General features: G+C 68.8%; 26 protein-coding genes. 17 read left to right on the top strand and 9 right to left on the bottom strand.

What is annotated here, in order from left to right:
• The first annotated feature begins 51 nt into the window (after window positions 1-51).
• From PCA_RS11500 to PCA_RS11490, 3 genes are all read left to right on the top strand, one after another.
• The gene (locus tag PCA_RS11500) at window positions 52-570 is read left to right on the top strand and encodes an alpha/beta fold hydrolase (protein WP_181302753.1); all 519 of its coding nucleotides are present in this window, start codon (window positions 52-54) and stop codon (window positions 568-570) included.
• On the top strand, window positions 567-2,753 hold the full coding sequence (rlmKL, locus tag PCA_RS11495; RefSeq protein WP_181302752.1) for a bifunctional 23S rRNA (guanine(2069)-N(7))-methyltransferase RlmK/23S rRNA (guanine(2445)-N(2))-methyltransferase RlmL: 2,187 nt from the start codon (window positions 567-569) through the stop codon (window positions 2,751-2,753). The genes PCA_RS11500 and rlmKL overlap by 4 nt, the downstream gene beginning before the upstream one ends.
• Before the next feature lie 69 nt (window positions 2,754-2,822).
• Window positions 2,823-3,245 (top strand): hypothetical protein, encoded by a 423-nt coding sequence (locus PCA_RS11490; RefSeq protein ID WP_181302751.1) that lies wholly within the window; start codon window positions 2,823-2,825, stop codon window positions 3,243-3,245.
• A 78-nt stretch (window positions 3,246-3,323) separates the two neighbouring features.
• On the opposite strand, the gene PCA_RS11485 is transcribed toward PCA_RS11490, so the two are convergent.
• The gene (locus PCA_RS11485) at window positions 3,324-3,773 is read right to left on the bottom strand and encodes a DUF6491 family protein (RefSeq protein WP_181302750.1); all 450 of its coding nucleotides are present in this window, start codon (window positions 3,771-3,773) and stop codon (window positions 3,324-3,326) included.
• A gap of 157 nt (window positions 3,774-3,930) precedes the next feature.
• Window positions 3,931-5,436 carry a peptidase S10 gene (locus PCA_RS11480; RefSeq protein WP_181302749.1) on the bottom strand — a complete coding sequence of 502 codons (1,506 nt, stop codon included), beginning with the start codon at window positions 5,434-5,436 and terminating at the stop codon, window positions 3,931-3,933.
• A 160-nt stretch (window positions 5,437-5,596) separates the two neighbouring features.
• Between PCA_RS11480 and PCA_RS11475 the strand changes: the two genes are divergently transcribed.
• The 3 genes from PCA_RS11475 to PCA_RS17790 all read left to right on the top strand — a co-directional run bounded on the left by PCA_RS11475 (window position 5,597) and on the right by PCA_RS17790 (window position 8,593).
• A complete protein-coding gene (locus PCA_RS11475) occupies window positions 5,597-6,433 on the top strand; it encodes an SAM-dependent methyltransferase (protein WP_181302748.1) in 837 nt (278 codons plus the stop codon).
• Between the two features lie 61 nt (window positions 6,434-6,494).
• A complete protein-coding gene (locus tag PCA_RS11470; RefSeq protein WP_181302747.1) occupies window positions 6,495-6,797 on the top strand; it encodes a hypothetical protein in 303 nt (100 codons plus the stop codon).
• A 104-nt stretch (window positions 6,798-6,901) separates the two neighbouring features.
• Entirely contained in the window at window positions 6,902-8,593 is a 1,692-nt protein-coding gene (locus PCA_RS17790; RefSeq protein ID WP_181302746.1) for a GGDEF domain-containing protein, read from the top strand.
• A 15-nt stretch (window positions 8,594-8,608) separates the two neighbouring features.
• On the opposite strand, the gene PCA_RS11460 is transcribed toward PCA_RS17790, so the two are convergent.
• Together PCA_RS11460 and PCA_RS11455 are read right to left on the bottom strand one after the other, a co-directional pair.
• Window positions 8,609-9,028, bottom strand: coding sequence for an FKBP-type peptidyl-prolyl cis-trans isomerase (locus PCA_RS11460; RefSeq protein ID WP_181302745.1), 420 nt, complete (start codon window positions 9,026-9,028; stop codon window positions 8,609-8,611).
• A gap of 44 nt (window positions 9,029-9,072) precedes the next feature.
• A complete protein-coding gene (locus tag PCA_RS11455; protein WP_181302744.1) occupies window positions 9,073-10,938 on the bottom strand; it encodes a 3'-5' exonuclease in 1,866 nt (621 codons plus the stop codon).
• 159 nt (window positions 10,939-11,097) lie between these two features.
• On the opposite strand from PCA_RS11455, the gene PCA_RS11450 reads away from it, so the two are divergent.
• The 4 genes from PCA_RS11450 to PCA_RS11435 all read left to right on the top strand — a co-directional run bounded on the left by PCA_RS11450 (window position 11,098) and on the right by PCA_RS11435 (window position 14,576).
• Window positions 11,098-12,291: a GGDEF domain-containing protein gene (locus PCA_RS11450; protein WP_181302743.1), complete on the top strand. Its 1,194-nt coding sequence runs from the start codon at window positions 11,098-11,100 to the stop codon at window positions 12,289-12,291.
• Between the two features lie 226 nt (window positions 12,292-12,517).
• A complete protein-coding gene (locus PCA_RS11445; protein WP_181302742.1) occupies window positions 12,518-13,597 on the top strand; it encodes a 3-deoxy-7-phosphoheptulonate synthase in 1,080 nt (359 codons plus the stop codon).
• Between the two features lie 35 nt (window positions 13,598-13,632).
• Window positions 13,633-13,908 carry a GNAT family N-acetyltransferase gene (locus PCA_RS11440; RefSeq protein WP_181302741.1) on the top strand — a complete coding sequence of 92 codons (276 nt, stop codon included), beginning with the start codon at window positions 13,633-13,635 and terminating at the stop codon, window positions 13,906-13,908.
• Window positions 13,866-14,576: a DUF1345 domain-containing protein gene (locus PCA_RS11435; RefSeq protein ID WP_181302740.1), complete on the top strand. Its 711-nt coding sequence runs from the start codon at window positions 13,866-13,868 to the stop codon at window positions 14,574-14,576. Before PCA_RS11440 ends, PCA_RS11435 begins: the two co-directional genes overlap by 43 nt.
• A 279-nt stretch (window positions 14,577-14,855) precedes the next feature.
• Here PCA_RS11435 and PCA_RS11430 read toward each other — a convergent pair whose 3' ends face one another.
• Window positions 14,856-15,338 carry a YajQ family cyclic di-GMP-binding protein gene (locus tag PCA_RS11430; RefSeq protein ID WP_181302739.1) on the bottom strand — a complete coding sequence of 161 codons (483 nt, stop codon included), beginning with the start codon at window positions 15,336-15,338 and terminating at the stop codon, window positions 14,856-14,858.
• 183 nt (window positions 15,339-15,521) lie between these two features.
• On the opposite strand from PCA_RS11430, the gene PCA_RS11425 reads away from it, so the two are divergent.
• The gene (locus tag PCA_RS11425) at window positions 15,522-16,700 is read left to right on the top strand and encodes an NAD(P)/FAD-dependent oxidoreductase (protein ID WP_181302738.1); all 1,179 of its coding nucleotides are present in this window, start codon (window positions 15,522-15,524) and stop codon (window positions 16,698-16,700) included.
• A 3-nt stretch (window positions 16,701-16,703) separates the two neighbouring features.
• On the opposite strand, the gene PCA_RS11420 is transcribed toward PCA_RS11425, so the two are convergent.
• Both PCA_RS11420 and PCA_RS11415 read right to left on the bottom strand, forming a co-directional pair.
• Complete coding sequence (locus PCA_RS11420) at window positions 16,704-17,168, bottom strand: YaiI/YqxD family protein (protein ID WP_181302737.1); 465 nt, start codon at window positions 17,166-17,168, stop codon at window positions 16,704-16,706.
• Window positions 17,165-18,046 carry a PhzF family phenazine biosynthesis protein gene (locus PCA_RS11415; RefSeq protein WP_181302736.1) on the bottom strand — a complete coding sequence of 294 codons (882 nt, stop codon included), beginning with the start codon at window positions 18,044-18,046 and terminating at the stop codon, window positions 17,165-17,167. The genes PCA_RS11420 and PCA_RS11415 overlap by 4 nt, the downstream gene beginning before the upstream one ends.
• A gap of 123 nt (window positions 18,047-18,169) precedes the next feature.
• Between PCA_RS11415 and PCA_RS11410 the strand changes: the two genes are divergently transcribed.
• The 3 genes from PCA_RS11410 to PCA_RS11400 all read left to right on the top strand — a co-directional run bounded on the left by PCA_RS11410 (window position 18,170) and on the right by PCA_RS11400 (window position 20,385).
• Window positions 18,170-18,775 carry a rhomboid family intramembrane serine protease gene (locus PCA_RS11410; RefSeq protein ID WP_181302735.1) on the top strand — a complete coding sequence of 202 codons (606 nt, stop codon included), beginning with the start codon at window positions 18,170-18,172 and terminating at the stop codon, window positions 18,773-18,775.
• Window positions 18,776-18,857: 82 nt separating this feature from the next.
• Window positions 18,858-19,277 carry a hypothetical protein gene (locus tag PCA_RS11405; RefSeq protein WP_181302734.1) on the top strand — a complete coding sequence of 140 codons (420 nt, stop codon included), beginning with the start codon at window positions 18,858-18,860 and terminating at the stop codon, window positions 19,275-19,277.
• A 100-nt stretch (window positions 19,278-19,377) separates the two neighbouring features.
• The gene (locus tag PCA_RS11400; protein ID WP_181302798.1) at window positions 19,378-20,385 is read left to right on the top strand and encodes an aminopeptidase; all 1,008 of its coding nucleotides are present in this window, start codon (window positions 19,378-19,380) and stop codon (window positions 20,383-20,385) included.
• 37 nt (window positions 20,386-20,422) lie between these two features.
• Here PCA_RS11400 and PCA_RS11395 read toward each other — a convergent pair whose 3' ends face one another.
• Entirely contained in the window at window positions 20,423-21,232 is an 810-nt protein-coding gene (locus PCA_RS11395) for a cytochrome c (RefSeq protein ID WP_181302733.1), read from the bottom strand.
• Between the two features lie 357 nt (window positions 21,233-21,589).
• Between PCA_RS11395 and pncB the strand changes: the two genes are divergently transcribed.
• Entirely contained in the window at window positions 21,590-22,774 is a 1,185-nt protein-coding gene (pncB, locus tag PCA_RS11390; protein WP_181302732.1) for a nicotinate phosphoribosyltransferase, read from the top strand.
• A 4-nt stretch (window positions 22,775-22,778) separates the two neighbouring features.
• Here pncB and queG read toward each other — a convergent pair whose 3' ends face one another.
• Window positions 22,779-23,843 carry a tRNA epoxyqueuosine(34) reductase QueG gene (gene queG, locus PCA_RS11385; protein ID WP_255436801.1) on the bottom strand — a complete coding sequence of 355 codons (1,065 nt, stop codon included), beginning with the start codon at window positions 23,841-23,843 and terminating at the stop codon, window positions 22,779-22,781.
• A 48-nt stretch (window positions 23,844-23,891) separates the two neighbouring features.
• Here queG and PCA_RS11380 point away from each other — a divergent pair, with 48 nt between their 5' ends.
• Both PCA_RS11380 and tsaE read left to right on the top strand, forming a co-directional pair.
• Entirely contained in the window at window positions 23,892-25,367 is a 1,476-nt protein-coding gene (locus PCA_RS11380; RefSeq protein WP_181302730.1) for an NAD(P)H-hydrate dehydratase, read from the top strand.
• Window positions 25,364-25,825 carry a tRNA (adenosine(37)-N6)-threonylcarbamoyltransferase complex ATPase subunit type 1 TsaE gene (gene tsaE / locus PCA_RS11375; protein ID WP_181302729.1) on the top strand — a complete coding sequence of 154 codons (462 nt, stop codon included), beginning with the start codon at window positions 25,364-25,366 and terminating at the stop codon, window positions 25,823-25,825. The genes PCA_RS11380 and tsaE overlap by 4 nt, the downstream gene beginning before the upstream one ends.
• Window positions 25,826-25,979: the final 154 nt, after the last annotated feature.

Here is a 25,979-nt window from a genome sequence, read left to right as displayed (position 1 = left end):
CGCTATCATGGACAACCGCGGCACGCGCACCCATCACCCACGGAGACCGCCATGCGCGGCCACATCATCCTTTCGCACGGCTCCGGCTCCGGCCCGGAGGCCTCCAAGATCAGCGCCCTGGCCGCCCGCGCCGAGGCGCAGGGCTGGCGCACGCAGCGCCCGGATTTCCGCGCACACGACGACGGCGGCTACGCGCATGCCGTGGCCCCGCGCGTGGCGCAGCTGCGCACGGCCATCGCGGCCTGCGCCACGCCGCCGGTGCTGGTGGGTTCCAGCATGGGGGCGTTCGCCTCGGCGCTGGCCTCGCTGGCAGCGCCGGTGGCGGCCTTGTTCCTGCTCGCCACCCCGCCGGCGGTTCCCGGCAGCGGGCAGGCGCTGGCACTGCGTGCCGGCGTGCCCACGCTGCTGGTCCACGGCTGGCGCGACGAGCTGTGCCCGGTGGATGCCGTGCAGGCGTTTGCCGCCAGCCACCGCCTGCCGCTGCTGCTGCTGGACGACGACCATCGCCTGCTGGCCAGCATGGAGATGATCGCCGCGCAGTTCGACACCTTGCTGGGAGCGCTGGCATGAGCCGCTGGTTCGCCACCTGCCCCAAGGGCATGGAATACCTGCTGCGCGACGAACTGGCGGCGCTGGGCGCGCAGGACGCGCACGAGGCGCTGGCCGGCGTGCATTTCGAGGGGCCGCTGGAAACCGCCTACCGCGCATGTTTGTGGTCGCGGCTCGCCAGCCGCATCCTGCTGCCGCTGGCCGAGTTCGATGCCGCGACGGACGACGCGCTGTACGCCGGCGTGCAGGCCATCGACTGGTCGCAGCACCTCGCCGCGCACGCCACGCTGGCGGTGGATGCGCACACCGCGCTCAGCAAGCTCACGCACAGCCAGTTCATCGCCCAGCGGGTGAAGGACGCCGTGGTCGACCAGTTCCGCCAGCAGGGCGGCACCCGTCCCGGCGTGGACACCGAGGAGCCGGACGTGCGCCTCAACCTGCGCCTGAAGCGCGACCGCGCCACGCTGTCGCTGGATCTCGCCGGCAGCCCCCTGCATCGCCGGGGCTGGCGCGAACTGCAGGGCGAGGCGCCGCTGAAGGAGAACCTCGCCGCCGCGATGCTGCTGCGCGCGCGCTGGCCGGAGATCTACGCGGCGGGCGGCGCCCTGCTCGACCCGATGTGCGGCTCCGGCACCTTGCTGATCGAGGGCGCGCTGATGGCGGCGGACGTGGCGCCGGGCTGGCGCCGCGACTACTACGGGTTCCTCGGCTGGCAGCAGCACGATCTCGCGCTGTGGCGCGGCCTGCTGGACGAGGCGCGCCAGCGCGCCGAAACCGGCCTGACGCAACTGCGCCCGTGCTTCTTCGGCAGCGACGCCGACCCGCGCATGGTGCAGACCGCCAAGCGCAACGCGCAGGAGGCCGGCGTGGCCGGCTTCCTCGCGCTGGAGAAGCGCGACGTGGCGCATGCCGAGCCGCCGGCCGGCGTGGAACGCGGCCTGGTCATCACCAATCCGCCGTACGGCGAGCGGCTGGGCGAGCGCGCGCAGATGCCCGCGCTGTACCACGCGCTGGGCGAGAGCCTGCGCATGCGGTTCGCCGGCTGGCGCGCCGCCGTGCTGGCGGGCGATGCGGAACTGGGCCGCGCACTGGGCCTGCATGCGGAGAAGAAATACGCGCTGTACAACGGCGCGCTGGAAACCCAGCTGCTCACCTTCGAAATCCGCGCGCGCGACGAGGCTCCGCGCGAGCCGAAGCCGCTCTCCGCCGGCGCACAGATGCTGAAGAACCGGCTGGAGAAAAACCACAGGCACCTGCGCAAGCGCCTCGTACGCGAAGGCATCCATTGCTGGCGCGCCTACGATCAGGACCTGCCCGAGTACGCCGCCGCCATCGACGTCTACGCGCGCGACGGCGGCGATACCTGGCTGCACGTGCAGGAATACCGCGCGCCGGCCGAGGTGCCGCCCGAAACCACGCGCCTCCGCCTGCGCGAGATCGCCCGCGTGGCCGGCGAGGTGTTTGCGGTGCCGCGCGAACGCATCGCGATCAAGACCCGCGAGCGCGGCAAGGGCGGCTCCAAGTACGGCCAGTTCGACCAGCGCGGCGAGTTCGTCGAAGTGGAGGAGGGCGGCCTGAAATTCCTGGTCAACCTCACCGACTACCTGGATACCGGCCTGTTCCTCGACCACCGCCTCGTGCGCGCCCGGCTGCGCGAGCTGGCGGCGAACAGGCGCTTCCTCAACCTGTTCGCCTACACCGCCACCGCCAGCGTGTACGCGGCGGCGGGCGGCGCGCGCGACACCACCAGCGTGGACCTGTCGGCCACCTATCTGGACTGGGCCTCGGGCAATCTCGCGCTGAACGGCTTCACCGGCGCGAAGCACCGGCTGATGCAGGCCGACGCGCTGAGCTTCCTGCGTCAGGACCGCGGGCACTACGGCCTGATCTACGTCGACCCGCCGACGTTTTCCAACTCCAAGCGCGCCGACGATTTCGACGTGCAGCGCGATCACGTGGCGCTGCTGGAAGCCTGCGGCGAGCGGCTGGTCAACGACGGCGTGATCGTGTTCTCCAACAATTTTCGCCGCTTCAAGCTGGACGAAACGGCCCTGGCGGAGCACTTCGAGATCGAGGACTGGAGCGCCGCCAGCATCCCGTTCGACTTCGCCCGCCGCGCCGACATCCACGGCTGCTGGCTGCTCCGCCATCGCAAGGCTGAAGCGGCGTTCAACCCGTGGGACGAGGCCCGCCCAAAAAGCTGAACCCTTCAGTCCACATTAAGTGCCGGAAGCCGAGCATCAACCCCGCAAAACCAACCCGAGGCAGGTGTCATGTCCAAGCGCAATGTCGGCAAGTGGATGGCGATCGGTCTGGCCGTGGCTGCCGCAGTGGCAATGCCGCTGAGTGCGTCCGCGCATGGCTGGGGTCATGGCGGTGGCTGGGGCCACGGCGGCGGCTACTACCATGGCGGTTACCGCGGCGGCTACCACGGTGGCTACCATGGCGGTCACTGGAGCGGCGGCCGCTGGATCGCCGGTGCCATCGTCACCGGTGCAGTGGCCGGCCTGGTCAGCAATGCGCTGGCGCCGGCACCGGTCTACTACGGGCCGGCTCCGGTGGTCTACGGGCCGCCCACCGTGGTGTATGAAAGCGCGCCGGTGGTGACCCGCCGCGTGGTCACCCGCACCGTGGTGTACGACGACGGCTACCCCGCGCGCTACGTGCGCGAGGACGGGGACTACGACGGCGACTGACCCGCGCCGCGACGATGGACGAAGCAGGAGCCCGGCAATGCCGGGCTCTTTCGTTGTGGTGGGGCGGCTTGGCTCAGGTCAGGGCTGGGTGGGCTGGTTCGCGCCGCTGCCGCTGCGGCCGGCGTGCGCGCCGAGCTTGTCGAACTCGGCCTTGTCGATCTTGCGCACCGACTGGATCGCGCACGGCGGCTGGTCGCGCGCACGCACCGATTCGCCCGCCTCGCCGCAGATGCTGAACGGGATCACCGCCTGGTTGGCCGCGTTGGAATGGAACAGCAGCACCGGCGGCCCGTAACTCAGCCGCGGACAGGCGGTCTGCAACTTCACCAGGTAGCGGACCGGGCCGGTGCGCGCCGTGATCGTGCGGGCGTCGACGATATGCCACTCGTTGATGCGGTCGGTGCGCAGGCAGTCGGCGACCGGGCGCAGCGGGGTGTAGGCGGGGGCTCGCGGCTTGGTCCCGGCGGCGGCGGGCAGGGCCGCAAGCGCGAACGGGACCACGAACAGGCTGGTCAGGACGGCTTTCATGGCGACACCTCATCGGCTGATGTGGTGGATCGTGACGCGCCGTCACGATACCACGCGCCGTGCGCGCCCGGCCGCCCGTTCCGGGAAGCGGGCGGCTTCCCGGAATGGCCCTTGCGCGCCCCGCGCCCCGGGCGGGCCGGGGCGCCGCATGCAAGGGTCACTGCACGCCGTACAAGGCCTTCACGTCGCGCAGCAGGTCGGACTGGCTGGACGGCCGGGCGTAGAACATGTGGCCGCCGGGATATTCCTTCACCTGCACGCGGGTGGGGTCGCCCATCGCCGGCATCTGGTCGACGATCAGCACCGAGGCCATGAACGGGCAGGAGAGATCGTCCCAGCCGTGGGCGATCAGCACGCGCAGGCCGGGGTCGTTCGCCACCGATTCGCGCAACTGCTTCACCGAGCCCAGGTTCGCGTCCTCGTCCTCGTGCCACAGGCGGTTCACGTCGTAGCTGAGCGCGTTGTAGCGGCCGTCGTATTTCCAGCCCACGGTCTGGGTCACGAAGTTCACCATGGCCGTGGTGGTGGGCGCGATGATGCCGTTGAGGATGGGATCGCCCGAGCGCTGGTGCGGCGCGTAGGGGAACGGGTCCCAGGCGGTGACGTTGGAGTCGTAGCGGCTACCCAGCTTGCCCTCGGCGCGGTAGACCTCGCGCAGGTAGGCCTGGGTTTCCAGCCGGCCGCCGGAGCGCTGCACGAACAGCGGGTCCAGGCCGGTGAGCGCGGCGACCTTCTTGATCATCGCGTCGGTGGCGGCCGGGTTGCTGCGGCCCTGCATCAGGGTGGTGGCGTAGGTGGTGCGGGTGTAGTCGATGATCGACTGCATCGCCTGCGCGCTGAGCTTGCCCTCGCGCTCCAGGTGCGCGGCGGCGATGGAGGGCAGGGTGAGCATCCAGGGCAGCGGCGAGACGTTCTCGTCGTCCGACGCGGCCGGGTCGAGGTAGGGCGACAGCAGCACTACGCCGTTCATCGCCACGCCGAGCTGGGTCTGCAGGTAGTCGGTGATGCGCGGGCCGCGGAAGCCGCCGTAGCTCTCGCCCACCAGGTACTTGCGCGACTCCATCCGGCCGTTCTTCACCAGCCAGTCGTAGACGATGCGCGAGAGGTACTTGATGTCGGTGCCGGTGCTGTAGAAATCCTTGGTGGCCTGCTTGTCGTCCACCAGCGCGCGGCTGAAGCCGGTGCCCACCGGGTCGATGAACACCAGGTCGGTGAAGCCCAGCCAGGTGCCGGGGTTGTCGTGCAGCACGGCCGGATCGGAGGGGTTGTCGCCCTCGACGCCGAAGTTCACCTTCTTCGGGCCGATCGCGCCGAGGTTGAGGTAGACCGAGGAGGCGCCGGGGCCGCCGTTCAAGGCGAAGGTCACCGGGCGGTTCTTCCCTGGCATGGTGTAGGCGGTGAACATCACCTGCGCGATCACCTTGCCCTTCTCGTCGCGCACCGGCAGCGAGCCCACCGTGGCGGTGTACTTCAGCGTGCGGCCGCCCACCGTGACGGACTGCGAAACATGCGCGTCGGCGGGGAAGGCAGGCAGATGGAAGCCGTCGCTGGCGCCCGGCGCCTCCGCCGCGGCGGGCGGCTTGGCATCGGCGGCCAGTATCGGGTGGTGGAATCCGGCCAGCAGCAGTGCTGCCAGCAAGCTCGTCTGCAGCGGCTTGCGCACAGGTCCGTCCTCGCGGGGGAAAGCCCTTAGCCTAGCGACGAGGGGTGCGCTGCGACCGTGCCTGAAGGCATGGATGGGCCGGCGTGCCGCGGTTTCCGACTCCGCTCCCGTGGAAGGGGCGGCCCGTGGCGCCATCCGGTACTTGCCCTATCATCGCGCCATGCCGCCAATCAGCCTGCCATCCCCGAACGTCCCCCGCCGTGGCCGCCTGAGTTGCGTAGGGCTGGGCATGACCCTGGGTTCCCACCTCACGCCGCTGGCGCGCAGCCACATCGTGCAGGCGGACGTGGTGTTCGCGGCGCTGTCCGACGCCATCGCGGAAGAATGGCTGAAGCGCATGCACCCGGACGTGCGCAGCCTGCAGCCCTGCTACGCCGAGGGCAAGCCGCGCATGCGGACCTACCGCGAATGGGTCGCGCTGATGATGGCCGAGCTGCGCGCGGACAAGCGCGTGTGCGGCGTGTTCTACGGCCACCCCGGCATCTTCGCGTGGTCGCCGCACAAGGTCATCGAGGAGGCCCGCGCGGAAGGCTACGAGGCGCACATGGAGCCGGGCATCTCGGCCGAGGATTGCCTCTACGCCGACCTGGGCTTCGATCCCGGCCGCTACGGCTGCCAGCACTTCGAAGCCAGCCAGCTGCTGTACTGCGATCGGCGCGTCGATCCCGCCGGCTACCTGGTGCTGTGGCAGGTGGGCGTGGTCGGCAACCGTTCCGTAGGGCGTTTCGACGCCGCGCCGGCCTACCGGGCCTTGCTGGTGGAGCGGCTGGAGCAGGATTACCCGCCCGATCACGAAGTCATCATCTATCGCGGCGCAACCTTGCCCGTCGAGCAGCCGCGCATCCAGCGCATCGCGCTGCGCGAGCTGGCCGGGATACCGTTGACCGCCGAGGAAACGGTGGTACTGCCCCCGGCCGTGACCTTGCAGCCGAACCGTGCCATGCTAGTACGGTTGCAGGCGCTGGATGCGTCGCAGCACGCAGGCACGGGAGCCTGAGGCGGGGCGAGGCGGTGCGGCGCAATGGCGCCGACCGGACATGGGATGTAAGGGGAACAACATGACCGATACGATCGAATTGCTGATAGTCATTGGCAGCGACGCGTCGTTGCGCTATGCGCCACCCAGCGAGCTGAAGTACGTGCTGGACAAGGCCGGGGCGAGTGTCGAGCTCAAAATGGCGGTGACGAAAGGCGATTGTGCGCCACTGCGGGTGAAGTTGGGTATTCAGGGGGTGCCGCAGACTCAGGCACCCAGCCACGGGGACGAAGAGGAAGAGGAGGCAGATCTCCCCTTGCCGGAGCGGCCCGAACCCGATCCTTCCCCTCGACGCCCCCCTGCCAAACGAGGCTCCACGCGCTGACGAGCGCTTGGTGTGACGGTATGTTCCGTTGGCCGAGCAGCCCATGGCGACACACAGCATGGATCGTCCTTGCCAGTTGCTTATGCTGGCAGGTTGGGTTTGCTGTGCCGTCGATCATCGACGCGGATGCCGCCCTCAAGCAGGTCGAGGTGCTGCAACTCACCGCACATTCGCGATCCTTGCAGCAACTGGTCCGGCTTAACCAAGAAGCTACTCGGTTGACGCCGGATCAGCAGTGGCATCTGCGTTACCTGAATGCGTGGGAGGCCATGTACGAAGGTGACTACGCCAAATCAGAAGCGCTGTTTCAGGAAATCATCCAACACTCTGGTAATCCGATCTGGGGCGACCGTGCTTCTGCGTTGCTGCTTAGCCAGTTCGGAGTTACTCGTCATTACACTGAAGCATTCGAACTGGCCAATCATCTTGCGGCACGTTTGCCGCAGATTTCAGATACGAAAACACGTTCCAGAGTGTTGCTGAACTTGGCACAGGCGTTGGGCCTGGCTGGGCAGACCGATTTGGCCGTGCACTATGCACGTATGGCGATGGGCGCTGTTCCTGATGGGGAGAGTCCGTGCTACTCGGCTTCCAGTTTGGTCGTAGCACTGTTCGGCGGCCATCGACTCAAACCTGACAGCCCGGAGTTGCAGCAGGCATTGGTGGCGTGTCCGCTGACCAATGAACCGATATACAACGCGGACCTGACGCTCACGCTCGCCCAGTTGTATATGCAGGAAGGACAGCCGCACAAGGCACTCGCCCTGCTCGATCGGGTCGCGGCTGTGGTCGATGCCAATGGCTATGCGCCCAACAAACTGACGGCCATGGTGACCCGGGCGCAGGCGCTGGCTGCCTTGGGAGATGATGGTGAAGCGAGGAAGATATCTCTGGCCATTATCGCCACGCGGTCATCGGGCGATTTCGGGACTTGGCTGAAAGATGCCTACGAGCTGCTTTACCGCATCGAGAAGAAGCAAGGCCATGCAGCCGCCGCGCTTGGCTACTACGAAAAATACGCCGAACTGGACAAGGCCTATCTCGACGACGTCAACGCCAGGACGATGGCGTACGAGACGGTGCAGCAGCATGTGCTGGCGCAGAAACTGGAAACCGAACAGCTGAGCCAGCAGAACGTGCTGCTGCGCATGCAGCAGACCCTGGATGCGAAGAAGTCGGAGGCCGCGCGCCTGTATGTCGCGCTGCTGCTGATGGTGCTGGGGTTCGTCCTGCTGTGGATGTTCCGGCTCAAGCGCTCGCAGCTGCGCTTCAAGAAACTGTCCCATCAGGACGGGCTGACCGCGATCTTCAATCGCCAGCATTTCATGGCCGAGACCGAGCGCAGCCTGCACCTGCTGGAGAAGCGGGCGGGCGCCGCCTGCCTGGTCTTCATCGATCTCGACCATTTCAAGCGGGTCAACGACACCCACGGCCACGCCATGGGCGACGACGTGCTGTGCCACGTCGTGGCGATCTGCCGGCAGCAGCTGCGCCCGGCCGACCTGTTCGGTCGCCTGGGTGGCGAGGAGTTCGGCATCCTGCTGGTCGAGTGCTCGCGCGAGCAGGGCATGGCGATCGCCGAGCGCATCCGCCAGGCGGTGGAGGACGCCCGGGTGCAGGGCGGTGGCCCCGCGGTGGAGATCTCCACCAGCGTCGGCGTGGCGTTCACCGGGGTCTTCGGCTACGACATGCGGCGACTGTGCCGGGAAGCCGACGCCGCGCTGTACCGGGCCAAGCGCGCCGGCCGCAACCGCGTGATGGCCAATGCCGAGGTGGGCGATCTTGTCGAGGCGTGACGCGCCGGGCCGGGCTCAATGCACCCCGACCAGTTCCACGTCGAATACCAGGCTGGCGTTCGGCGGCACGTCGGCACCGGCGCCGCGGCTGCCATAGGCCAGCCGGGCGGGGATGACCAGGGTGCGCTTGCCGCCCACGTGCATGCCGCGGATGCCCTGGTCCCAGCCGGCGATCACCTGGCCCGAGCCCAGCGTGAAGCTGATCGGTTCGCCGCTGTCCAGCGAGCTGTCGACTTCCTTGCCGTGGTGGTCCGCCGCGTTCGCGTCGTACAGCCACACGGTGTAGTTCACCTGCACCACGTCGCCGTCGCGCGCCACCGTGCCGGTGCCCGCCACCCGGTCGATCTTCTGCAGCTGGGTGACGTTGTCGGCGGCCCGTGCGGGCAGCGCGACGGCGGCGAGGGCGAGCGTGGCGGCGAGCAGCAGACGGCGCATGTGGCGGGTTCCCCTGTGGATGCTGCGCGCAGTCTAGCGTCCCGTCACGCCCGCGCCAGCTGTGCCTGCACTTCGTTGATCGAATCGCGGATGCGCTTGGAGAACACCGAGTCCAGATGATGGATCAGCAGCAGCCGCTCGGTGGCGCGGGTCATCGCCACGTAGAGCAGGCGCGCCTCGTCGATCTCGCGCTGCCCCTCGCGCGGCAGCGAGCCCAGCCCCGGCACGATCACGAACGGGAATTCCAGGCCCTTGCAGGAATGCATGGTGAGCAGTTTCACGCTGTCCCTGACCACGAACAGCGCCTGCTTGCCGCGTTCGTCGGCGAGGCTGGAGGGAATGCCGATGCGCTGCAGCACCTCGTGCAGCTTCTCGCCTTCCCAGCTCGCGCGGTAGATCACCGCCATCTCGTCCCACGGGCGGCCGTGGGCGTGTTCGTCGCGCAGTTGCGCGATCAGCACGTCGAGCTGGGCGGCGGCGGTGTCGGTGCGGATCAGCTCGGGCAGCGGGCCGCGCCGTCCCGCACTTTCCGGCGCCACCAGCGGCACGCCGTCGTCGTCCTCGACGCGGGCGGCCAGCAGCTCGCTGGCGAAGTTGCGCGCCACGGCGAGGATTTCCAGGGTGTTGCGGTAGTTGAGCTTGAGGATGGTGGTGCGGCCCTGCGCCTGCACGCCGAGGCTCTTCCAGCTCAGCTTGCGGCGGCTGGGCTGGCCGTAGATGTTCTGCGCGTCGTCGTACAGCACCAGCAGCGAATTGGTGGCGGGATCGATCATCTGCACGATCAGCTTGTACCAGTCGGGCTCGAAGTCGTGGCCTTCGTCGATCAGCACCGCGCCGTACTGGAAGCGCGGGATCTGTCCCTTGTCCACGCCTTCGATCACCCGCTCCACCATCGCCTCGAAGAAGCGCTCGCCCCGGGGCGGCAGCTCGACGTGGTAGCTGTCCAGCATGCGCCGGCACCAGCGGTGGAAGTTGTACACCTGCACCTTGTCGCCGAGGCCACGCTCGCCGATCAGCTGTTCCAGCCGCGCCGCCAGCGTCTTGTTGTAGCAGAGCACCAGGATCGGCCGGCTCATCGCGCGGGCCAGCTGCATGGCGCGGAAGCCCAGGATCATGGTCTTGCCGGAGCCGGCCACGCCGTGGATGACGCGGTGCTCGTCGCCCAGCGACCGCGCCAGCTGCTCCTGCTGGGCGTCCATCACCTTCACCAGCTCGGGGATCTCCAGCGCGCGCGCGTCCTTGCCTTCGGCGGCGAACAGGCCGAACTGGCCGCTGCCCGGTTCCACGCGGATCTCGGGGAACAGGTGCCAGCGCACGCGGTCGATCTGCGGCAGGGTGAGCGCCACCGGGAACACCTGCGGGAACATCGCCCACAGCCGCTCCTGGAACGCCTCGGCATCCACCGTCTCGTACAGCTCGTCGCGGCAGAGCACCAGGTGCGCGGGGATCACCGCACCCAGTTCGCCTTCGTCGAACTGCCTGCGGGTGATGTTGGCCAGCACCACGCCCCAGGCCCACGGCATCACCAGCTTGCCCGCGTGGCGGCTGCCCTCGGGCTGGCGCAGCGCCGGATCGCGCTCCAGCACCACGCCGATCTCCAGCGCATAGGCGCGCGCCTGCAGCAGCGGGTTCGTTTCCTTCGCCAGGCCGCGCTCGGTGACCAGGGTGAACTGGGTCTTGTCGGCCTGGCGGATGGTGTCGGCCTTCCAGTCCTTCACCTCCAGCACCAGCAGGCCGCGACGCGGGTGGAACACCACGAAATCCGGCTGGCGCTGCTTCAGGCCGATGGGCACGTCGTACCAGAGCAGGTAGTCGTCCTCCAGCTTCTGCTCCAGGCGCTCGGATACGCGCTTTTCGCCGCCGGTCATCCGCGGCAGGCAGCTGTTGCGTGTCGGAACGAGGGTGGCCATGGGCAATCCGGGCGGGGGCGTCAATGGAAAGTAGCGAAACGCGGGCGGCTGTCAACGTTCAAGTCCGGGTCGCGTTGATCGATACTTCCCGGCTGATCGTCCGGCTTGCCGCTGGCCCCCGCAGGGCCAAGGCGCCCGGGCCACGGGGGAAGCACGTCGATGTCCTTTGACATGGCCACGCTGGCCTTGATGGGTGCCGTCCAGGCTCTGGTGATGGCGGTGATACTGTGGGTCGCCACCGGCAGTTATGCCGGCGTGGCGCGGGCCAGCCTGCGGCTGCGCGCCGGGGCGCAGGCGGTGGAGGCGGTCGCCTGGGTGCTGCTGGGCCTGCGGGGACGCGTGGGCGACTGGCTGTCCATCCTGGTGGCGAACGCGGTGATGCTGTTGGCCTACGCCATGGCCGTGCAGGCCTTGCGCATGCTGCTCGGGGCGCCGTCGCGGCTGCGGGTGGTGGCCGTCGCCAGCGTGGCGGCCTGGCTGGGAATTGCCTGGTTCGCGCTGGTGACGCCGAATTTCCAGGCACGGGTGCTGTGCGCCTCGGCGGTCGTCCTGCTGGATCTCGCGTTGCTGATCGTGCCGTTGTGCGAAAGCCTGCGCCGGGACGGTTCGGCGGCGAAGGGGGTGTTGCTGGCGACGCTGCTCATCGCCGTCGCCATGGTGCTGTGGCGCGACGCCGACCTGCTGTTTTCGACCCGCCCGTCGACGGGGCTGCTCGCTCCCACGTCGGTCAATGCGGTCTACCTGATGTTCCTGGTGATGCAGCCGCTGTTCACCAGCATCGGCTTCCTGCTGCTCTACAACGAGACCATGCAGGCGGAGCTGAAGCTGCTGGCGCGGATCGACCCGCTGACCGGGGTGAACAACCGGCTGGCGCTGGTGGAGGCGATCGGGCGCCTGCTGGATGCCGCCGGGCGCAACGGCCGGCCGCTGGGCGTGCTGATGCTGGACGTCGACCATTTCAAGGCGGTGAACGACCGTTTCGGGCACGGCGGCGGCGACCGCGTGCTGCTGTCGCTGGTGGAGCGCATCCAGCGCGGATTGGGCGCGGGCGACGTGATCGGCAGGGTGGGTGGCGAGGAATTCGTGGTGCTGTCGCCCGGCAACGGCGTGGCCGCCACGCGGGCGCTGGGCGAGCGAATCCGCGCCGAGGTTGCCTGCATGCAGGTGGTGGTCGACGGGCATGCGCTGGGCATGACCGTCTCCGCGGGCGTCACCGAGGCCGTGCCCGGCGCCGACGATGCGGCGGCGTTGCTGCAACGTGCCGATGCGGCGCTGTACGCGGCCAAGCGGGCCGGTCGCAACCGCGTGGTGGCGGCGGAGGATGTTGCGCCGGCATGCCCGCTGCCGGCGTGAGTCCGGCGCGGGGTTTGATTTGGACGTCCATTGTGCTATCAATAGCTCCATGCACTCCGCCCACGCCCGCCAGTACTTTTGGTTTTATGGCTATCCGAAGCCGCTGGCGGAGGCATGGGTGCGATTGTCCTGAAGTCCTGAAACCCCATTCCGAAAGCCGCCAGCAGCACAGGCGGCTTTTTTCATGGCCGCCGCTGGCACCCCACCCGAGAAGAGAGCCGCCGCCATGCCCCAGTCAGCCACCGACGATCTGCGCATCCGCACGATCAACCCGCTCGCCACGCCCGCCGAGGTGATGGAGGAGTGTCCCGCCACGCCCGCCGCGCTCGCCACCGTGGGCCAGGCGCGCAGCGCCGTGCACCGCATCCTCGAGGGCGCGGACGACCGCCTCGCGGTGGTGATCGGCCCGTGCTCCATCCACGACACGCGCGCCGCGCTGGAGTACGCGCAGCGGCTGGCGGAACAGCGCGTGCGCCTGGGCGGCGAGCTGGAGATCGTGATGCGGGTGTATTTCGAGAAGCCGCGCACCACGGTGGGCTGGAAGGGCCTGATCAACGACCCGGACCTGGACGGCAGCTTCCGCATCAACCACGGCCTGCGCGTCGCGCGCAAGCTGCTGCGCGACATCAACGCGCTGGGCGTGCCGGCCGGCTGCGAGTTCCTGGACATCATCTCGCCGCAGTATCTCGCGGACCTGGTGGCCTGGGGCGCGATCGGCGCACGCACCACCGAGAGCCAGGTGCACCGCGAACTCGCCTCCGGCCTGTCCTGCCCGGTGGGCTTCAAGAACGGTACCGACGGCAACGTGAAGCTGGCGGTGGACGCGGTGCAGGCGGCCTCGCACCCGCACCATTTCCTCGCGGTGACCAAGCAGGGCCAGGCCGCCATCGCCGCCACCAGCGGCAACCGCGACTGCCATGTGATCCTGCGCGGCGGCAAGCAGCCGAACTACGACACGGCCAGCGTCGAGGCCGCCTGCGCCGCGATCGGCAAGGCCGGGCTGCCGGCGCGGGTGATGGTCGACGCCAGCCATGCGAACAGCGGCAAGAACCCGGACAACCAGCCGCGCGTGATCGCGGACATCGCCGCCCAGCTCGAGGCGGGCGAGTCGCGCATCGTCGGCGTGATGGTGGAAAGCCACCTCGTGGGTGGCCGCCAGGACCTGCTGCCGGATCGCCCGCTGACCTACGGCCAGAGCATCACCGACGGCTGCATAGGCTGGGACGATTCGGTGCGCGTGCTGGAACGGCTGGCCGCGGCGGTGCGCCGGCGCCGCGACGTGGCGCGGGACGAGATCGCCGCCTGACGCGTATGCTTGCGGCATCCTCCCGGGAGACCGCCATGACGTTGGACATCCAGCACAACCGCGCCGCGCAGCGTTTCGAGGTGGAAGTGGAAGGCACGCTGTGCGTGCTCGACTACACGCTGGCCGAGGGCGGCATGGCGATCACCCACACCCTGGTGCCGCCCGAGGCCGGCGGCCGTGGCGTGGCCGGCGAGCTGGTGCGCACGGCGCTGGATTACGCCCGCGCCAAAGGCTGGAAGGTGGCGCCGCTGTGCTCGTACGCCGACGCATGGATGACGCGGCATCCCGAGTACGCGGACCTGCGCGCTTGAGCGAACGCAACGCGAAGCGGCGGCGCTGGCGGCCGTTCCGCTACGTCACGGCACGGCCGCGCCTCAGCATCTCGTTCGCGATCTTCGTGATCGCCGGCGCGGCGCTGATGGCGCTGGGCCTGCGCGTCGCCACGTCGATCCTGCTGGGTTTCGACCTTGCCGCGGTGGTCTATCTGGTCGCGCTGGCGCGGATGTTCGGCAAATCCACGCCCGCACGCATGCGCGTGCAGGCGAAGGCGCAGGACACCGGCCGCTGGGGCATCCTGTGGAGCGCGGTAGTGCTCTCCGGCGTGGTGCTGGTGGCGCTGGGCACCGAGCTGCACGCCGCGAAGGGCGGCGGCCTGCCCGCGCTGGGCGTGGGCGCGCTCAGCGTGGTGCTGAGCTGGCTGTTCCTCAACGTCATGTTCGCGCTGCACTACGCGCACGGTTTCTACGGCGACTTCGGCGACAAGCACTCCGGGCTGGAGTTTCCCGACACGCCCGAACCCGACTACTGGGACTTCACCTATTTCGCCATCGTGATCGGCATGACCTTCCAGGTCTCCGACGTGCAGATCAGCAGCCGCTACCTGCGCCGCGTGGCCTTGCTGCACAGCGTGATCGCGTTCTTCTTCAACGTGTTCATCATCGCGATCACGGTGAACATCGTGGCGGGGATGGGCGGGTAGGGCACATCGAAGAGAACGTTCGATGCGCCCTGCGAGCCATGGAGGGCTCGCACGCCCACCAAGCGCCTGCGCTTGGTGGGCGGAGCCGGATCCGGCGCAGGCCGGATACGGCGAGTCTGGAAAGTGCAGGAAAGCACTTTCCAGACAATCGGCAACGCGCTTCTGCTCTATCGCGCAGGTCGTCGAAACAAGCGCAGGAAGGCGCTTTCCCGACAATCAGCAATGCGCTTTTGCTCTGTCGCCCAAGTCGTAGAAGCAAGGCAAGCGCGAGAAGGCGCCTCAATCCCGCAAATTGTCGAACTGCAACGGCAGTTCCACCTCCGCCTTGCGCAGCACCGCCATCGCAGCCTGGAGGTCGTCGCGCTTCTTGCCAGTGACGCGCAGCTTGTCGCCGTTGATCTGCGCCTCGACTTTGAGCTTGGCCTCCTTCAGCGTGGCCACCAGCTTCTTCGCGACCGGCTGCTCGATGCCCTGTTTCACGGTGATCTTCTGGCGCGCGCCGGCGAGGTTGGTCTCCACCTCGCCGATGTCCAGCGCGCGGACGTCGATCTTCCGCGAGATGAGCCGGGCGCGCAGGATGTCCAGCATCTGCTGCAGCTGGAAATCGCTGGGCGCGCTCTGCGTGATCACGAATTCGTCCAGTGCGAACTTCGCGTCCGTACCCTTGAAGTCGAAGCGGTTCGCCAGTTCGCGGTTGGCCTGGTCGACCGCATTGGTCAGTTCGTGCTTGTCGACTTCGGAGACTACATCGAAGGAGGGCATGGCGGCGGCTCGCGGATGGATGATGCGGGAAGTGTAAGCGATGGCGCTGCGCGATAATGCGCGCCTTCATGTTCGTCATCCCGGCGAAGGCCGGGATCCAGTGTCTTCGTGCACAGTGGTGCCGCTGGGTTCCGGCCTTCGCCGGAATGACGCTTTTGGCGAGGTACCGGCCGTGGTGGAATCTTGAAAACGGATGTGCTGATCATCGGTGCGGGCGCCGCGGGCCTGATGTGCGCGATCGCGGCGGGGCAGCGCGGCCGCAGCGTGCTGGTGGTCGATCACGCGAACCGGGTCGGCAAGAAGATCCTGATGTCGGGCGGCGGCCGCTGCAACTTCACCAACCTCGGCGCGACGCCGGCGAACTACCTCAGCGCGAATCCGCATTTCGCCAAGTCCGCGCTGGCGCGCTACACGCCCGCGGATTTCATCGCGCTGGTGGAGCAGTACCGCATCGCCTACCACGAGAAGGAGCTGGGCCAGCTGTTCTGCGACGACTCGTCGAAGCAGATCGTGCGCATGCTGCTGGACGAATGCGCCGCAGCCGGCGTGCGCATCGAGACCAGTTGCGGCGTCGAGCGCGTGCGCAGGACGGACGAAGGCTTCGCCGTGCTCACCGCACGCGGCGAAGTGCATGCCGAGTCGCTGGTGGTGGCCAGCGGCGGCCTGTCGATTCCCAGCATGGGCGCCAGCGGCTTCGGCTACGAGCTGGCGCGGCAGTTCGGCCACGCGGTGCTGCCAGTGCGCGCGGCGCTGGTGCCGCTGACCCTGAGCGGCAAGCATCAGGAGCATTACCAGGATCTGGCTGGCGTGGCTTTGCCGCTGGCCGAGGCGCGCGTGGGCAAGCGCGCGTTCCGTGCAAGCCTGCTGTTCACCCACCGCGGACTCAGCGGCCCCGCGATCCTGCAGATTTCCTCGTACTGGCAGCCGGGCGACGAACTGCGCCTCGATCTCGCGCCTGACGCCGGACTTGGCGACTGGCTGCTGGCGCAACGTGCCGCGCGCCCGGCCGCCGAGCTGAAGAACGTATTGGCCGATGCCTTGCCCAGGCGTCTTGCGCAGCGCCTGTGCGAGCTGTGGTTCCCGAGTCGGCCGATGCGCCAGTACCGCGATGCCGAGCTGCACGAGATCGGCCGCCAACTGCACGACTGGCCCATCGTCGCCAGCGGCACCGAGGGCTACCGCACCGCCGAGGTTACCCTGGGCGGCGTGGATACCGACGGCCTTTCCTCCAGCACGATGCAGTCGAAGCAGGTGCCCGGCCTGTACTTCATCGGCGAGGTGGTCGATGTCACCGGCTGGCTGGGCGGCTACAACTTCCAGTGGGCCTGGGCCTCGGGCCGTGCGGCGGGCGAGGTGGCGTAGGCATCACGGATGGCGGCGTTGCTGCAGCCAGCGATCGAGCTGGTTGGCGAAGGCCTGCTTGTCGCGCGGATGGAACGGCGCGTGGCCGCCGGTGTCGACCCCGGCGCCGCGCAGCTCTTCCATGAAATTGCGCATGCCCAGGCGCTGGGCGATGGTTTCGGCCGTGAACAGTTCGCCGCGCGGGTGCAACGCCAGTGCGCCCTTTTCGATCACCAATGAGGCCAGCGGTATGTCCTGCGTCACCACGAGGTCGCCGGCGGCCACGCGGCGCACGATCTCGTGGTCGGCCACGTCGAAGCCGCCTGGCACCTGCACCGCGCGCACGAAGCGCGTGGGCGGCGTGCGCAGGTACTGGTTCGCCACCAGGGTCACCGATACCTGCGCGCGTTCGGCGGCGCGGAACAGGATCTCCTTGATGGCGACCGGGCAGGCGTCGGCATCCACCAGGATTTGCGCGTCGCTGCTCACGCGTCGTTCCAGTCCAGCGTGCCGTCGATGATGGTGTGGGTGCGGCCGCCGATCCACACGGTGCCGTCCATGATGTGGGCGACGAGCTGGGCGTCGTGGCCGATCTCGCGACCCTGGCTCACGGTGTAGCCGCCTGCCAGCGGGCCGTGCGGTTCGGCCTGCGCGATGTATGCCGCGATCAGGCCGTTGGCGGCGCCCGAGGCGGGGTCCTCGATGATGCCCACGCCGGCCGGGAAGGCGCGCACCACCAGCTGGTAATCGGGGTGGCTGCTGCGCGCGAACGCGCACAGGCCCATGCTGTCGCTGGCGTGTGCCAGCGCGCCGATCGCGCTGTGGTCGGGCTGCCAAGCGCGCAGCGCCGCCTCGCTTTCGACTTCCGCCAGCCACCAGCAGCGACCGCCGTCGACCAGTGCGGGCGGCAGAGCGCCGGTGCCAATGCCGCCCAGGGCGGCGGCAAGCAGCGGATGCGCGTCGCGGCCGGTGTGCACCACCCGCTCGCCCGGGGATTTCAGGAGCAGGCGCCGATCCGCGCCGTTGCCTTCCACGCGGATCGGCAGCACGCCTGCGCCGCATTCCTGCCACAGCAAGCCGTCCACCGGCTGGGCCAGGCCGCAGGCCAGCGCGGCGTGCGCGCTGCCCACGCTGGGATGGCCCGCGAACGGGATTTCCTTGTGCGGCGTGAAGATGCGCACGCGGTAGCTCGCGCCGCTGGTGGAGGGCGGCAGCAGGAACGTGGTTTCGACGAGGTTGGTCCAGCGCGCGTAGCGCTGCATCGCCTCGCCGCTCCAGTGCTCCGCGCCGATCACCACGCCGAGGTGGTTGCCGCCGCCATGAGTGGCGGCAAAGACGTCCAAATGCAGATAGCGCAGCGCGGGCATGGCGGGCGGATTCGTGGCGGAGCGCGCATGATAGCCGCGTCGGCCGTGAACGGTACGGATTCGACAAGCGGCCGCGCTGCCGCCAAGATGCGCCACCACTCCGTCGCCGGGCCGGAACCGTCCATGCCGATCACCCTCATCATCCTCGCGATCACCTGCATCGTCTCGTTCATGGCGTTCAAGAACGGGCGGTTGATGAACGACCTGATCCTCTGGCCGCCCGCGATCAGCCGCCAGCGCGAATACCACCGGCTGGTGACCTACGGCCTGGTGCACGCGGATTTCGTCCACCTGCTGTTCAACATGGTCACCCTGTTCTTCTTCGGGCAGGTCATGGAGCGGTTCTACGCCAGCGCGCTGGGCACGTTCGGCTTCGCGCTGTTCTACCTCGGCGGCCTGGTGGTCTCGATCCTGCCCACCTATCTGAAGAACCGCGACAATCCGAATTACCGCAGCCTCGGCGCTTCGGGTGCGGTATCGGCGGTGCTGTTCAGCTACATCCTGCTGGCGCCGTGGCAGCGCATCATCGTGCTGGTGATACCGATGCCAGCGATCATCTACGCCGTGCTGTACACGGCGTATTCGATCTACATGGACCGCAACGGCCGCGACAACGTCAACCACAGCGCGCACCTGTGGGGTGCGGCCTACGGCGTGGCGTTCACGCTGCTGGTGAATCCGCGGGTGCTGTCGCATTTCCTGGACGCGTTGCAGCGGCCAAGTTTCTGAATTTCCGGCTGCGCGGGCCATCAGCGCCGGTTCAACCAGGCGGATGCAAGCTGGCGTCGTCGTCTCCCGTGGAGGCCCCGCCATGAAACGCCTGCTTGCCGGTTTTGTTCTCGTCGCGCTGACCGCGCTGCTCTCGGGTTGCTACTACGACCCGGGCTACAGCTACGTGCGCTCCAGCCCCTACGCCGGTCCCGCCTATTACGGCAACGGCGTGGTGTACGGCGACGCCTACTATGCCTCGCCCTCCTGGTACGGCGGCTGGTACGACGGCGGCTACGGCTATGGCTGCTGCTATGCGCCGGGCGTGACGATCGGTGGCGTGTGGTACGACCGCGGCGGCTACCGCCATTACCGCGGCCGCGGTGGCGAATGGCGCGGCGGCAACCGCGGCGACTGGCACGGCGGCAACCGCGGCGGTGGCCGGGGGCATGCGGGTGGCGGCTGGGGTGGCGGCCACGGCCACGGCGGCGATGGTCGCCGCGGCGGCGATCATCATCACTGAACCTTGATTGCCGGGCCGGGGGCTGCGGCATGATGGCGGCATGCCCCAGCTGCCGTCGAATGCGCGTCGCAACCTGTCCAGGCTCATCGTGCTCGCCGCGATGAGCCTGTTGTTGTGTGCCTGCGGCAGCATCCGCTACTACGCGCAGGCGGCGCACGGGCAGGGCGAGCTGGTGCTGAAGCGGCAGCCGGTGCGCAAGCTGCTGGGCGATCCGGCGACTGACCCGAAACTTGCCGCGCGGCTGTCGCTGGCGCTGGCCGCGCGCGAGTACGCCAGCAGCCATCTCGGCCTGCCCGACAACCGCAGCTACACCACCTACGTGGCCCTGCATCGGCCTTACGTGGTGTGGAACGTGTTCGCCACGCCGCGCTATTCGGTCGAGGCCGTTCGCCATTGCTTTCCCGTCGCCGGCTGCGTGGCCTATCGCGGCTGGTTCAGCGAAGCCGCGGCCGAGGCCGACGCCGCGCGCATGCAGCGCCAGGGCGACGACGTGTGGGTAGGCGGCGTGCCGGCGTATTCCACGCTGGGCTGGTTCGCCGATCCCATCCTGAGCAGCATGCTGCGCTGGGACGACGACGAACTGGCCGGCACGATCTTCCACGAACTGGCGCACCAGTTGATCTATGCGAAGGACGACACCGCATTCAACGAGTCCTTCGCCACCTTCGTGCAGACCGAAGGCTTGCGCGAGTGGCGTGCCTCGCGCGGACTGCCGTCCGGCGACGGCCACGCCCAGGCGATGGACGACGGCTTCACCAGGCTCGTACTGGCGCTGCGCGGTCGCCTGAAGATGCTGTACGCCAGCGGCGTGGACGCCGAGGCGATGGAGGCGGGCAAGCAGCGCGAGATCGCCGATTTCCGCGCGGAATACGCCGAGTGGCGCGATACGCACTGGCCGCAGGATCGCCGTTACGACGCCTGGGTGGCGAAGCCGATCAACAATGCGCGCTTGCTGCCGTTCGGCCTGTACGACCAGTGGACGCCGGCCTTCGGTGTGCTGTTTCGCAAGAGTGGCGGCCAATGGCCGGCGTTCTACACGCAGGTCCGGGCATTGGCGTGCGAACCGAAGGCGAAGCGCGACGCTGCGTTGCAGGCGCTGTCGCCCTGATCGTCAGGCGGGCAGTTCGCCACCGGTGATCGCGGTTTCAATGCGCCGCCTTGTGCTTCGCCATGTAGCGCAGATAGGCCAGCACCGCGTCGAGGTCGTCGTCGGACAGCGCCTCCTGCGTGGGAAAGCCCTGCATCTTCGCTTCCGGCCAGCGCCGCAGCGATTGCGGGTTGCGGATGAAGCCGCGCAGCAGGTCGGCACGCAGGTATTCGGTGGGGTTGTGCGGGATGTTGAGGTCCGGCCCCAGCTTCGCGTCGCCTGCGCCGTTCATCGTGTGGCAGGCGAAGCAGGTGCGTTTGAATACCGCGAAGCCTTTGCGCACGTCGGCGTTGGCGCCGGCTTGCGGAACGATGGCGGGGAAGCGCGCCTCCACGCCGGAGAGCAGGCGGATCGCGGCGAGCTGGTACGGCCATTGCTCCGGGCTGATGTGAGCAGCCTTCGGATCGGTCCACACCAGATAGAACGGGCCGGCGCCCTTGCTGTTTTCGGCCAGCGTGGGCCAGGGCTGTGCCGGGTCTTCGATCGCCAGCCACGCCTGCGCGCCCTGGTGGTTGAGGATCGCGTCGGCAGGAATCTCGGCGGCGAAGCCGTCGCCGGCCACGAACTGCAGATGCTGGTCGGGGCGCAACCCGGGCAGCAGCGCGCGCAAGGGAACGGCGCGGTAGCGCATCGGATGGCCGAACGCCACGTCGTCGGGAATCGCCACCGAGGACGCGTCGGCGCGGGCCAGCAGTTGCGCGGTGGTCCAGGTGGTCGCGCCGCGGCCGAGGTCGATGCGCAGCTCGGCCGCGTGGGCCAGCAGCGGCAGGCACAGCCAGAGCAGGCAGCAGCGCAGCAGCGTTTTCATGGTGACCTCCGTGGCGACGGGGCATTGTAGAGACGCCGGCCCGTCCCCATGTGGTTGAACGACGCAGCGTGTGGCTGGCTGGAAACTGAATCATTTCGTGCGGTCGCCTTGAACTTCCGCCGCAGCGGCTACACTAAGCACACGTATCGCCGTGAGGCGACAGGAGACGGGGCAATCCATCGCACCGTCGGGGGGTCGGCCCCTCTCTCCCCTCTTGACGCGCCGACCTGACGAGTCCCGGTAGCTACTCCCCTGGCTACCGGGATTTTTTATGCCCGCGATTCGCGTTGACGCACCGCCAGCGTGGATAATCGCGCCGTTGGCGCCCGTTGCGCCATCGCGCCGAACGGACGACGCATGATCATCGAATCGCTGCTGGACACCGACCTCTACAAGTTCTCGATGATGCAGGTGGTGCTGCATCACTACCCGGCCGCCCGGGTGGAGTACCGCTTCAAGTGCCGCAACCCGGGCATCGACCTGGTGCCGTACATCGCCGAGATCCGCGAAGAGCTGGCGGCGCTGTGCACCCTGCGCTTCAGCAGCGAGGAACTCGACTACCTGGCCGCGATGCGCTTCATCAAGAGCGACTTCGTGGATTTCCTTGGCCTGTTCCAGCTCAACGCGAAGTACGTGACCATCGCGCCGGCGGAAGCGGGCAACGGCGAGATCGAGATCCGCATCAAGGGGCCGTGGCTGCACACCATCCTGTTCGAGGTGCCGTTGCTGGCCATCGTCAACGAGGTGTACTTCCGCAACACGCAGCCGGGCCACGACCTTGCCGAGGGGCGGCGACGCCTGCAGGCCAAGATCGCGTTGCTGCACGGCACGCAGGGTTACGAGCAATGCCACATCGCCGACTACGGCACGCGCCGGCGTTACTCGCGGACCTGGCACGAGGAGGTGCTGATCGCCTTGCGCGACGGGCTGGGCAGCCAGCTCGCCGGCACCAGCAACGTGTGGTACGCGTGGAAGCTCGGCCTCGTTCCGCTCGGCACGCTGGCGCACGAATACCTGCAGGCGCACCAGGCGCTGGGTCCGCGCCTGCGCGACTCGCAGGTGGCGGCGCTGGAGACCTGGGCGAAGGAGTACCGCGGCGACCTCGGCATCGCGCTTTCCGACGTGTACGGCCTGAACGCGTTCCTGCGCGATTTCGACATGTATTTCTGCAAGCTGTTCGATGGCGCGCGCCACGATTCCGGCGATCCGTTCGACTGGGGCGAACGCATGCTGGCGCACTACAGGGCCAACCGCGTCGATCCGCGCAGCAAGGTGCTGGTGTTCAGCGACGGCCTGGACATCCCCAAGGTGATGCAGCTCTACGAGCACTTCCGCGGGCGCTGCCTGCTGGCGTTCGGCGTGGGCACCAACCTCAGCAACGACACCGGGCCGACGCCGCTCAACATCGTGATCAAGATGATCCGCTGCAACGACCAGCCGGTGGCCAAACTCAGCGACTCGCCGGGCAAGAACATGTGCGAGGACGAAGCCTACGTGACCTATCTGCGCCAGGTATTCGGGATACCCGCCACGCAGGGTTGAGGCTTCAGTCCGGTTGCCGCGCCAGCGCCCAGGCCACGTGCTCGCGCACGACGGGCGAGGGATGGTCTGCGCGTGCATGCAGCGCAGCGCGGATCGCCGCCGATTTCGGCGCGTTGCCCAGGGCCACCGCGATGTTGCGCAGCCAGCCTTCGTAGCCGGTGCGGCGAATCGCCATGCCTTCGGTGCGCTTGAGGAATTCCTCCTCGCTCCACGCGAACAGCTCGACCAGCTTCGCGCCGTCAAGGCTGTGGCGCGGCGCGAAATCCGGCTCCGCGGCGTCCTGCGCGAACTTGTTCCAGGGGCAGGCCAGCTGGCAGTCGTCGCAGCCGAAGATGCGGTTGCCCATCGGCGCGCGCAGCTCCTCGGGGATGGAGCCCTTGAGCTCGATCGTGAGGTAGGAGATGCAGCGGCGCGCGTCGAGCGTGTACGGCGCCAGGATCGCCTGCGTGGGGCAGATGTCGATGCAGCGGCGGCAGGAGCCGCAATGCGCGCTGGCCGGTTCGTCCACCGGCAGCGGCAGGTCGGTGTACAGCTCGCCGAGGAAGAAGTACGAGCCGGCGTGGCGGTTGATCAGCACGGTGTGCTTGCCGATCCAGCCCAGCCCCGCGTCGCGCGCCAGCGCCTTTTCCAGCACCGGCGCGGAATCGACGTAGGCGCGGTAGCCGAAGTCGCCGATCGCGTCGTGGATGCGTTCGGCCAGCTTCTGCAGGCGGTTGCGCATCAGCTTGTGGTAGTCGCGGCCCAGCGCGTAGCGCGCCACGTAGCCGGCCTCGCCGTCGCGGATCACGTCCCAGGCATTGCGCGTGCCGGGCGGCACGTAGTCCATGCGCACCGAGATCACGCGCCGCGTGCCCGGCTCCAGTTCGGCGGGACGCGCGCGCTTCGTGCCATGGCGCGCCATGTATTCCATCTCGCCGTGGTGGTCGTCGCCCAGCCAGCGTTCCAGGTGACGCTCGTCCTCGTCCAGCGCCACGCCGCTGATGCCGGTGTCGGCGAAGCCCAGCTCGCGCGCCCACTGCTTGATCTCGCGGGCGAGGGCGGCGTAGTCGATGGGGCTGCTGACGGACATGCGCACATTGTAGGCGGGTGGCGCAGGCGGCATGCCTATAATCCGTACATGTCGAATCACCGCCACGAGCTCTACACCGTCGCCCAGGTACGCGCGCTGGATCGTCGCGCGATCGACGTGCTCGGCGTGCCGGGTTTCGAGCTGATGCGCCGCGCGGCCTGGGCGGGCCTGTCCAGCCTGCGCCGGCACTGGCCGCAGGCGCAGCGCATCGCGGTGCATTGCGGGCCCGGCAACAACGGCGGCGACGGTTTCCTGCTGGCGGCGCTGGCGCGCGAGGCCGGTTTGCACGTGGTGGTGCTCGCGCTGAGTGACGCGTCCGCGGGCGACGCCGCGCTTGCGCGACAGGCATGGAACGAAACGGGCGGCGGCGTGCAGGTGTGGCGCGAGGACGATGGCTTGCCCGAGGCCGACGTCCACGTCGACGCGTTGTACGGCACCGGCCTGCGCCGGGCGCCCGAAGCGTTGGCGTCGACGCTGGTCGAGGCGATCAATGCCAGCGGCGTGCCGGTGCTGGCGCTGGACGTGCCCTCCGGGCTGGATGCCGACACCGGCCGCGTGCCGGGAGCGGCGATCCGCGCTGCCGTCACCGCGAGTTTCATCGCGGCCAAGCGTGGCCTGTACACCGGGCATGCCGCCGGCCACGTGGGTGTGCTGGAACTCGACGCACTGGGCTTGCCGGAGGCGCTGTGGCAGGGCGCGTCGCCCGATGCCCGGCTGCTGGTCTCGGCGCAGTTGCCGCCGCGCCCCCGCGACGCGCACAAGGGCACGAACGGCCACGTGCTGGCGATCGGCGGCGAGCACGGCATGGCCGGCGCGATCCGCCTGTGCGGCGAGGCCGCGCTGCGCGCCGGCGCGGGGCTGGTCAGCGTGGCGACGCGCGCGGAGCATCTGTTCGCGCTGAACGCGGCGCGGCCGGAATTGATGGCGCACGGCGTGGACGGTCCGCAGGCGCTGGAACCGTTGCTGGAACGCGCCAGCGTGCTGGCCGTGGGGCCGGGGCTGGGGCAGGGCGCGTGGGGCCACGCGCTGTGGCTCACCGCGCTGGACAGCGGCAAGCCGCTGGTGCTGGACGCCGACGGACTCAACCTGCTGGCGCGCGAGTCGCGGCGCTTCACGCAGCCGGCCGTGCTGACGCCGCATCCGGGTGAGGCGGCACGGCTGCTGGAAAGCACGGTGGCCGAGGTGGAGGCCGACCGTTTCGCCGCCGCCCGCGCGTTGGCGATCCGCTACCACGCCACCGTGGTGCTGAAGGGAGCCGGCAGCCTGATCGCCTCGCCGGATGGACGTCTGGACGTCTGTCCGTGGGGCAATCCCGGCATGGCCGGCGGCGGCATGGGCGACCTGCTCACCGGCATCGTCGCCGCCTTGCTCGCGCAGGGCTGCGATGCCTGGGAAGCGGCTTGCCTTGGCGTGGGGCTGCATGCGCGTGCCGGCGACCGCGCGGCGCAGCAGGGCGAGCGCGGCCTGCTCGCCAGCGACCTGCTGGCGCCGCTGCGCGCGCTGGGCAACGGGCTGGACGCATGAGCGAGGCGCGCTGGACCCTGCCCGACGAGGCCGCCACGCTGGCCCTGGGCCGCCGGATCGCCGCGGCGCTGGATCGGGACGGCATGGTGATCCACCTGCACGGCGAGCTGGGGGCGGGCAAGACCACGTTCGCCCGCGCGCTGCTGGGCGCGCTGGGCGTGGGCGAGCGCATCAAGAGCCCCACCTACAGCCTGGTCGAACGCTACGACGCCGAAGGCCGGTCAGCTTGGCACCTGGACCTGTACCGCATCGCCGATCCGGGCGAACTCGAATGGCTGGGCCTGGACGCGCTGGCCGATCCGGCCGCGCTGGTGCTGGTGGAGTGGCCGGAGCGCGGCCGGGGCGCGCTGCCGGCGGCAGACCTGATCCTGCACCTGGACTATGCCGATGGCGGCCGTCAGGCGCGCCTGCAGGCCGAGACCGCGCGGGGCCGCGAGCTGCTCGCACGGCTGCACTGAGCCGCGAGCGCAAGCCGCTGTTTTTGATGGAAAAGCACGACTTGGCGTCGGGCTGGGCTTTCCGCGTGCAACGCCAGTGACATCGGCAACTTGCAGCCCCTACCTAGACAACGGCTGACGAACCAGTCGCAGGTTATGGAAATTCAAGGGAAAA

The organism is Rhodanobacter sp. PCA2 (assembly GCF_013620825.1).
GTDB lineage: Bacteria > Pseudomonadota > Gammaproteobacteria > Xanthomonadales > Rhodanobacteraceae > Rhodanobacter_A.
The sequence above is the reverse complement of the archived record's forward strand: the minus strand, read 5'-3'. Positions and strand labels throughout refer to the sequence as shown.

Excerpts from the sequence above, each read along its gene's own strand:
- PCA_RS11500 (WP_181302753.1), top strand. The coding sequence starts at position 52 with ATGCGCGGCCACATCATCCTTTCGCACGGCTCCGGCTCCGGCCCGGAG.
- rlmKL (WP_181302752.1), top strand. The coding sequence starts at position 567 with ATGAGCCGCTGGTTCGCCACCTGCCCCAAGGGCATGGAATACCTGCTG.
- PCA_RS11490 (WP_181302751.1), top strand. The coding sequence starts at position 2,823 with ATGTCCAAGCGCAATGTCGGCAAGTGGATGGCGATCGGTCTGGCCGTG.
- PCA_RS11485 (WP_181302750.1), bottom strand. The coding sequence starts at position 3,773 with ATGAAAGCCGTCCTGACCAGCCTGTTCGTGGTCCCGTTCGCGCTTGCG.
- PCA_RS11475 (WP_181302748.1), top strand. The coding sequence starts at position 5,597 with ATGCCGCCAATCAGCCTGCCATCCCCGAACGTCCCCCGCCGTGGCCGC.
- PCA_RS11470 (WP_181302747.1), top strand. The coding sequence starts at position 6,495 with ATGACCGATACGATCGAATTGCTGATAGTCATTGGCAGCGACGCGTCG.
- PCA_RS11460 (WP_181302745.1), bottom strand. The coding sequence starts at position 9,028 with ATGCGCCGTCTGCTGCTCGCCGCCACGCTCGCCCTCGCCGCCGTCGCG.
- PCA_RS11455 (WP_181302744.1), bottom strand. The coding sequence starts at position 10,938 with ATGGCCACCCTCGTTCCGACACGCAACAGCTGCCTGCCGCGGATGACC.
- PCA_RS11450 (WP_181302743.1), top strand. The coding sequence starts at position 11,098 with ATGTCCTTTGACATGGCCACGCTGGCCTTGATGGGTGCCGTCCAGGCT.
- PCA_RS11445 (WP_181302742.1), top strand. The coding sequence starts at position 12,518 with ATGCCCCAGTCAGCCACCGACGATCTGCGCATCCGCACGATCAACCCG.
- PCA_RS11440 (WP_181302741.1), top strand. The coding sequence starts at position 13,633 with ATGACGTTGGACATCCAGCACAACCGCGCCGCGCAGCGTTTCGAGGTG.
- PCA_RS11435 (WP_181302740.1), top strand. The coding sequence starts at position 13,866 with ATGGATGACGCGGCATCCCGAGTACGCGGACCTGCGCGCTTGAGCGAA.
- PCA_RS11430 (WP_181302739.1), bottom strand. The coding sequence starts at position 15,338 with ATGCCCTCCTTCGATGTAGTCTCCGAAGTCGACAAGCACGAACTGACC.
- PCA_RS11415 (WP_181302736.1), bottom strand. The coding sequence starts at position 18,046 with ATGCCCGCGCTGCGCTATCTGCATTTGGACGTCTTTGCCGCCACTCAT.
- PCA_RS11410 (WP_181302735.1), top strand. The coding sequence starts at position 18,170 with ATGCCGATCACCCTCATCATCCTCGCGATCACCTGCATCGTCTCGTTC.
- PCA_RS11405 (WP_181302734.1), top strand. The coding sequence starts at position 18,858 with ATGAAACGCCTGCTTGCCGGTTTTGTTCTCGTCGCGCTGACCGCGCTG.
- PCA_RS11400 (WP_181302798.1), top strand. The coding sequence starts at position 19,378 with ATGAGCCTGTTGTTGTGTGCCTGCGGCAGCATCCGCTACTACGCGCAG.
- PCA_RS11395 (WP_181302733.1), bottom strand. The coding sequence starts at position 21,232 with ATGAAAACGCTGCTGCGCTGCTGCCTGCTCTGGCTGTGCCTGCCGCTG.
- pncB (WP_181302732.1), top strand. The coding sequence starts at position 21,590 with ATGATCATCGAATCGCTGCTGGACACCGACCTCTACAAGTTCTCGATG.
- queG (WP_255436801.1), bottom strand. The coding sequence starts at position 23,843 with ATGTCCGTCAGCAGCCCCATCGACTACGCCGCCCTCGCCCGCGAGATC.
- PCA_RS11380 (WP_181302730.1), top strand. The coding sequence starts at position 23,892 with ATGTCGAATCACCGCCACGAGCTCTACACCGTCGCCCAGGTACGCGCG.
- tsaE (WP_181302729.1), top strand. The coding sequence starts at position 25,364 with ATGAGCGAGGCGCGCTGGACCCTGCCCGACGAGGCCGCCACGCTGGCC.